Origin of the sequence: Hydrogenophaga electricum (assembly GCF_030160815.1) — a bacterium.
Classification (GTDB): domain Bacteria; phylum Pseudomonadota; class Gammaproteobacteria; order Burkholderiales; family Burkholderiaceae_C; genus Hydrogenophaga; species Hydrogenophaga electricum.
In genome coordinates, this window is sequence record NZ_BSPB01000100.1 from 1 (window position 1) to 5,777 (window position 5,777).

The window sequence follows — 5,777 nt, forward strand, 5'->3', positions numbered from 1 at the left end:
GCCGCGCTGGCCGCCGCCGGCCCCGGTGCGGTGCTGGCGGCGCGCCGCCACATCAGCGCCGATGGCAGCGCCACCGCCGCCATCGCCCTTGTGCCCACAGAAACCTCGACCCCATGACCGTTCATTTCATCGGCGCCGGACCGGGCGCCCCCGACCTGTTGACCCTGCGCGGCCGCGACCTGATCGCGGCCAGCCCGGTCTGCCTGTACGCCGGCTCGCTGGTGCCCGAAGGCGTGCTGGCCCACTGCCCGCCGGGAGCGCGCATCGTCAACACCGCGCCGCTGTCGCTGGCGCAGATCGTGCAGGAAATCCGCACCGCCCACGAGCAGGGGCAGGACGTGGCGCGCCTGCATTCGGGCGACCTTTCGGTGTGGTCGGCCATGGGCGAGCAGCTGCGGGCGCTGCGCGAAGCCGGCATTCCCTTCACCGTCACGCCCGGCGTGCCGTCGTTTGCCGCCGCTGCCGCCACGCTGGGCTGTGAGCTGACGCTGCCGGGCATGAGCCAGTCGGTGGTGCTGACCCGCACCAGCGGCCGCGCTTCGCCCATGCCCGAGGGCGAGGCGCTGGCAAACTTTGCCCGCACCGGCGCGACGCTGGCGATCCACCTGTCCATCCATGTGCTGCCGCAGGTGGTGCGCGAGCTGGTGCCGCATTGCGGGGCCGACTGCCCGGTGGCCGTGGTCTGGCGCGCCAGCTGGCCCGACGAGCGCGTGGTGCGGGCCAGCCTGTCGACCGTCGAGGCCGCCCTGGGCGAAGGCATCGACCGCACGGCGCTGATCCTGGTCGGGCGCAACCTGGGCGCCGACGACTTCGGCCACAGCCGTCTCTACGCCGCCGACTACGACCGCCGCTACCGCCCGCTGGGGGCGCAACCCCGTTTTCCCGCCGGCACCGAATGAAGATCCACCTGAGCCTGATCGGCATGGGGGCGGGGCACCCCGACCACATCACCCGCCAGGGGGTGGCGGCGCTGCAGCGCGCCCAGCTGGTGCTGGTGCCGCGCAAGGGCGCCGACAAGGCCGACAAGGCCGACCTGGCCGACCTGCGCCTGGCGCTGTGCCGCGAACTGCTGCCCGAGGGCGCGGCGACCATCGCCCCGTTCGACATGCCGGTGCGTGAAGGCGCCGACACCGACTACCTCGGCGCCGTGGACCGCTGGCACGATGCCATCGCCCAGGTCTGGCTCGACACCATCGCTCGCCACCTGCCCGCGGGCGGCGAGGTGGCCTTGCTGGTCTGGGGCGACCCCTCGCTCTACGACAGCACCCTGCGCATCGCCCGGCGTCTGGCGCCGCGTGTGGACCTGACGACCACCGTGGTGCCGGGCATCACCGCGCTGCAGGCCCTGACGGCGGCACACGCCATCCCGCTCAACGACATCAACGCCCCGGTGCTCATCACCACCGGGCGCCAGTTGCGCGAGCGCGGCTGGCCCGACAGTGCCGACACCGTGGCCGTGATGCTGGACGGGCAATGCGCCTTCCAGACCCTGGACCCCGCCGGCCTGCACATCTGGTGGGGCGCCTACCTGGGCCTGCCGCACCAGCTGTGCATCAGCGGCCCGCTGGCCGAAGCCGGCCCCGCCATCCTGCGCGAGCGGGCGCAGGCGCGGGCGCGCCACGGCTGGCTCATGGACACCTACCTGCTCAGGCGAGCACCCGACAAGGAGACCTCTCATGCACATTGAAACACCGCCGACGCAGCGCGATACGCCCAAACCCCAGGGCGAACGCCGCGGCCTGGTCATGGTCCACACCGGCAACGGCAAGGGCAAAAGCACGGCCGCCTTCGGCCTGGCCGCGCGTGCGCACGGCCGCGGCAAGAAGGTCAAGGTCTACCAGTTCATGAAGGTGCCGTCGGCGCGCTTCGGCGAACACCGGCTGTTCGAACAGCTGGGCATCCCCATCGAAGGCCTGGGCGACGGCTTCAGCTGGAAGAGCCGCGACCTCGACCACTCGGCCGAACTGGCGCTGGCCGGCTGGGCCAAAGCCGACGCCACCATCCGCGCGGGCGAACACTTCATGGTCGTGCTCGACGAAATCATGTACCCGCTGCGCTACGGCTGGATCCCGCTCGACGCGGTGCTGACCTGCCTGCGCGAGCGCCCCCCGCAGGTGACGGTGGTGCTGACCGGCCGCAACGCCCCGGCCGAACTGATCACGCTGGCCGACACCGTGACCGAGATGACGCTGGTCAAGCACCACTTTGCCGCCGGGGTTCCGGCGCAGCGTGGCATCGAGGACTGACCACCACCCGGCCCGCAGGCCGCCCCCTCCAACGGAACCCGACACCATGAACCTCCAGAAAATCCCCGCCACCGTCGTCACCGGCTTCCTCGGTGCCGGCAAGACCACCTTGCTGCGCCACCTGCTCACGAACGCCCAGGGCCGGCGCATCGCCGTCATCGTCAACGAGTTCGGCGAACTCGGCATCGACGGCGAGCTGCTGCGCGGGTGTGGCATCGGCTGCGACGAGGACGGTGCAGACAACGGCCAGCTGTTCGAGCTGGCCAATGGCTGCCTGTGCTGCACCGTGCAGGAAGAGTTCGCGCCCGTGATGGAACAGCTGGCCGCGCGGCGCGACCAGATCGACCACCTGGTCATCGAAACCTCGGGCCTGGCACTGCCCAAGCCGCTGGTGCAGGCCTTCCAGTGGCCCAGCCTGCGCACCGCCTTCACGGTGGACGCGGTGGTCACCGTGGTGGACGCCCCGGCCGTGGCCGCCGGCACCTTTGCCGACAACCCGGTGGCGGTGGACGCCCAGCGCCGCGCCGACGACAACCTGGACCACGAGTCGCCGCTGGCCGAGCTGTTCGAAGACCAGTTGGCCACCGCCGACCTGGTGGTGATCCACAAGACCGACGGGCTGGACGCCGCCACGCTGGCGCAGGTGGAAGCCGCCGTGCGCGCCGAAACGCCCGCCGGCGTGAAGCTGGTGCACGCGCAGCAGGGCCGCGTGGACATCGACTTGCTGCTGGGCATGGGCCGGGCGGTGGAGGACGTGATCGATGCGCGCAAGACGCACCACGACGAGGAAGAAGACCACGACCACGACGAATTCGATTCGCTCTCGCTCACGCTGGAAGTGCCCGACCGCCAGCGCCTGATCGACGCGCTGGTGGCGCTGGTGCGCCGCCACGAGATCTACCGCGTCAAGGGCTTCGTGGCGCTGCCCGGCGCGGCCATGCGGCTGGTGGTGCAGGGCGTGGGCCAGCGCTTCGACAGCCAGTTCGACCGCCCCTGGCGCGCCGGCGAGGCACGCGCCAGCCGCCTGGTCTTCATCGGCGACCACCTCGACCGCGACCAGCTGCTGCGCGAGCTGCAGGCCGACCTGAACCCCGCCGGCGCGGCGGCCTGATCGCGAAAGGCGCCCCCGCATGCACCTGCTGTCCACCCGGCCGGGCGGCCACGTCGACGACGGCGGCCAGGGCGTGGTGCGCGTGGCGCAGACGCCCGGCGACATCGTCGTGCTCAGCGCCGCCGACACCACGCTGTCGCTGCTGGCCGACGCGGTCGATGCGCTGCCGGCGGATTTCCCCTCGGTGCGGCTGGCCAACCTGATGTGGCTGCGCCAGCCGGCCTCGATGGACCTCTACGCCGACGACGTGCTGCGCCACGCGCGGGTGGTGGTGATCGACCACCTGGGCGCACCGGCCGACTGGGCCTACGTGGTCGAACAGGCGGTGTCGCTGGCGGCGCGCCACGGCCAGTGGCTGGCGCTGTTTTCGGGCGACCAGGAGGAAGACCCGCAACTGCTGATGCGCAGCACGGCCACCGCCGCCGACGCGCGCTGGCTCTGGCGCTGCCTGCGCGAAGGCGGGCGCGACAACGCGCGCGCCTTCTTTGACCTGATCGCCCACCGCGTCTGGGGCCGGGGGCCGATGCCGGAGCCGCCGCAGCCCATGCCCGCCGTGTGGGCGCATGCGCCGCAGCCGCCGCTGGCCTGGCGGGCGCCGGCGCCGGTCGCACTGCTGCTGTTCTACCGGGCGCACGCGCAGTCGGGCAACACCGCGGTGTTCGACGCCCTGATGGTGGCGCTGCACGAACGCGGCCTGAACCCGCTGGCGCTGGCGGTCGACTCGCTCAAGGCCCCCGCCACCCTGGCCACCGTGCAGGCTCTGGCGCAGGCGCGTGGGGTCGACGTGGTGCTCAACGCCACCAGCTTCGCTGTCGGCGCCATCGACGGCGATGAGGCGGCACCGGTGGCCCTGGCCGGCGACGCGCCGGTGCTCCAGCTCATCACCGCCGGCGGCCTGCGCGAGCAGTGGGCCGCCGACCCGCACGGCCTGACGCCGCGCGACCTGGCCATGCAGGTGGTGCTGCCCGAGGTGGACGGCCGCATCGGCACCCGGGCCATCAGCTTCAAGGGTCTGGCCTGGCGCTGCGAGCGCGCGCAGGCCGACGTGGTGCGCTACCAGGCCGAGCCCGAACGCATCGCCTTCGTGGCCGAACTGGCGCGCCGCTGGTGCACGCTGCGCCAGCGCCCGCCGGCCGAACAGCGCCTGGCCCTGGTGCTGGCCAACTACCCCAACGACGACGCCCGGCTGGCCAACGGCGTGGGGCTGGACACCCCGGCCTCCACCGTGGCCATCCTGCAGGCCCTGCAGGCGCAGGGCTATCGCACCGGTGCGCTGCCGGCGCACGGCGACGCGCTGATGGCCCAACTGGTGGCCGGCGTCACCAACGACCTCGACGCCAACGACCACCGGCCTGTGGGCCAGAGCCTGGCCCTGAACGATTACCTGGCCGACTTTGCCGCGCTGGCGCCCGAGCGCCAGGCCGAAGTCAACGCCCTCTGGGGCCCGCCCGAGGCCGACCCCCTGCTGCGCAGCGGCCGCTTCATGGTGCCCGGCCTGCGCCTGGGCCACGTGTTCATCGGCATCCAGCCGGCGCGCGGGCGCGACCTGGATCTGGTCGCCAGCTACCACGACGCCGACCTGGTACCGCCGCACAACTACCTGGCCTTCTATTTCTGGCTGCGCCGCGCCTGGGCGGTGGACGCCGTGGTGCACGTGGGCAAACACGGCAACCTCGAATGGCTGCCGGGCAAGAGCGTGGCGCTGGGCGCCGACTGCTGGCCCGACGCCATCCTCGGGCCGCTGCCGCACCTGTACCCCTTCATCGTCAACGACCCCGGCGAAGGCAGCCAGGCCAAGCGCCGCACCCAGGCCGTGATCATCGACCACCTGATGCCGCCGCTCACGCGGGCCGAAACCTACGGCCCGCTGCAGGTGCTGGAGCGGCAGATGGACGAGTACTACGAAGCCCTGTCGCTGGACCCGCGCCGCGCCACCCGCCTGCGCGGCGACATCCTCGACCAGGTGCTGCGCCACGGCCTGCATACCGACCTGGGCTTCGCCGCGCCGGCCGACGAGCCGGACCGCCAGCGCCTGCTGGAGCGGCTGGACGCCTACCTGTGCGAGATCAAGGAATCGCAGATCCGCGACGGCCTGCACATCCTCGGCCGCTCGCCGCAAGGCCGGCAGCGCACCGACACCCTGGTGGCGCTGGCGCGTTTTCCGCGCGGCAGCGGGGCCGGGCAGGCCAGCCTGCTGCAGGCGCTGGCCGCCGACCTGGGGCTGGATGGTTTCGACCCGCTGGACCCGGACTGGAACCGGCCGTGGACTGGCCCGCGCCCGCCCGAGCTGGCGGCACTGGGTGATGAGGCCTGGCGCCATGCGGGGCACACCCGCGACCGGCTGGAACGCCTGGCCAACCGCTGGGTGAGCGGGGACGATGGCGCCGCCGCGCCCGACCTCGCCCGCTGGCCGCGCAGCG

General features: G+C 72.8%; 5 protein-coding genes. All 5 read left to right on the forward strand.

Annotated elements, in window-relative coordinates; translation table 11 throughout:
• The first annotated feature begins 113 nt into the window (after positions 1-113).
• Positions 114-899, forward strand: coding sequence for a precorrin-4 C(11)-methyltransferase (cobM, locus tag QQK43_RS22555; RefSeq protein ID WP_234264802.1), 786 nt, complete (start codon positions 114-116; stop codon positions 897-899).
• Complete coding sequence (gene cobF, locus QQK43_RS22560) at positions 896-1,687, forward strand: precorrin-6A synthase (deacetylating) (protein ID WP_284309540.1); 792 nt, start codon at positions 896-898, stop codon at positions 1,685-1,687. Before cobM ends, cobF begins: the two co-directional genes overlap by 4 nt.
• Positions 1,677-2,246: a cob(I)yrinic acid a,c-diamide adenosyltransferase gene (gene cobO, locus QQK43_RS22565; RefSeq protein ID WP_234264800.1), complete on the forward strand. Its 570-nt coding sequence runs from the start codon at positions 1,677-1,679 to the stop codon at positions 2,244-2,246. Before cobF ends, cobO begins: the two co-directional genes overlap by 11 nt.
• 46 nt (positions 2,247-2,292) lie before the next feature.
• Entirely contained in the window at positions 2,293-3,357 is a 1,065-nt protein-coding gene (gene cobW, locus QQK43_RS22570; protein WP_284309541.1) for a cobalamin biosynthesis protein CobW, read from the forward strand.
• Positions 3,358-3,376: 19 nt separating this feature from the next.
• Positions 3,377-5,777, forward strand: a 2,401-nt coding sequence (gene cobN / locus QQK43_RS22575; protein WP_284309542.1) for a cobaltochelatase subunit CobN, incomplete at its 3' end; no start/stop codon positions are given.